Source organism: Mesorhizobium sp. P5_C1, from assembly GCF_054049815.1.
In genome coordinates, this window is the sequence record NZ_JBFULQ010000937.1 from 1 (window position 1) to 1390 (window position 1390).

Annotated in this window: 1 protein-coding gene and 2 pseudogenes; all 3 read right to left on the bottom strand. The window is 58.3% G+C overall.

The genetic code is table 11. The features are described from left to right. A pseudogene (locus ACXJ7R_RS32750) lies at window positions 1-237 on the bottom strand (hypothetical protein); the annotation flags it as partial. A 234-nt stretch (window positions 238-471) separates the two neighbouring features. Then, entirely contained in the window at window positions 472-699 is a 228-nt protein-coding gene (locus tag ACXJ7R_RS32755; RefSeq protein WP_457155416.1) for a hypothetical protein, read from the bottom strand. A 181-nt stretch (window positions 700-880) separates the two neighbouring features. Beyond that, window positions 881-1390: pseudogene (locus ACXJ7R_RS32760) on the bottom strand (N-methylproline demethylase); the annotation flags it as partial.

Consider the following 1390-nt stretch of genomic DNA (forward strand, 5'->3'; position numbering starts at 1 on the left):
GCGCAACACCGGATCGTCGAAGGCAACGGCAAGTGCTGATCCGTCCCCCCGCACGCTGGCACGTTCCTCCAGGTGCAGATATTCGGTACCTGTAAACGCGGCAAGGCATCGCTCGGGATGTTGCTCCAGAAGTTCCGCCCAGCGTTCGATGCGCTGGTTGCGTGTCATTTCCGAATATGCGGCCGAAGTTTCAATCTTGGCGACCGCATGCAGTTGATCGAGTGTCTGATGTTTCATGGCAGTCTCCTGTCGAGAGGGAGAAGCGCCCACGCCTTCAAGGGAATTATCGCGCGATGATGCTTCGACAAGAGCCGGAAACCGCTGGGAAGGAATCAATCTTTGGTACCGCCAGGCCGGGCCGGTCGAGACCATGAGAGTCTACTCAGTGTTCCACCTTCCGGGTTGGCCATGAGCCAATTGCCGATTTCGCACCGACCGGCACCGGCGGCTGGCGGAGCCCGTGGCAATCGATCAATCGCGAGCGTCAAAAAGGACGGCCAGTCCCAGTTCCCTTGCCAGGTCGACGATCTCCTCCGTCAACTCGTCATCTGTATCCTGCAGATAAGGGGCGTCCCTGCGAGTTGCCTCGATTGCCGCTTTGACCGAGATGATATCGCCGTACCGCGAACTTGCCAGCTCTACCGCCAGAAAGTCCCTGGCAGTGCCGGCAGGTCCTGTTGTCCGTCTGGCGATGCTCATGCGGCTCCTTCCCCATGATCACCTCCGGCTCATTTTGATCTCGTGCAAGATGCAGATCAATCGATAGTACGATTCCGTACCAATTGCCGGTTGACGACAGTTGCGGCGTCGCTGGAGTGGCCGGGTGATGCCGGGCCAACCCTTCTTGTGATTGAGCGGACGAGTTTGTCCGCCCCGCCAATCAGATATCTTTCGCCAAGCGAAGTGCGTCGTAGATCGCAGCGTGGGTGTTGCGAGCTGAAACGGCGTCGCCGATGCGGAAGAGTTGGAACTGGCCCTGCGCATTGCGTACCACCGACTGCGGTTGTCCGGTGATGAGTTCATCGTGCGAAATCTCGCCGTGGTTGGTCGATTTCGGTTTCAGTTCGAAATAGATGTCGTCGAGCGGAATGGTGCCGTGATTGACGACAACCTGATCCACGATGCGCTGTTTGGACACGCCGCCATAGTCACTGCCGACATGGGCAATGAGCTGGTTGCCGCTCTTTTCAACAGACTCCAGCCGATAGGTGACCGTGAAGATCACATCGAGTTTTTGCAGAGACCTCATGTACGGCACGAGGTTCATTGCCATGACCTCGGGTGAAAAGGACCGGTCCGGCGTCATGATTTCAACCTTCGCTCCGGCGCCCGCGAGAAATTCCGCGGCCTGGAGTGCCGCGTGGTCACCCGCGTCGTCGTAGATGAGGAC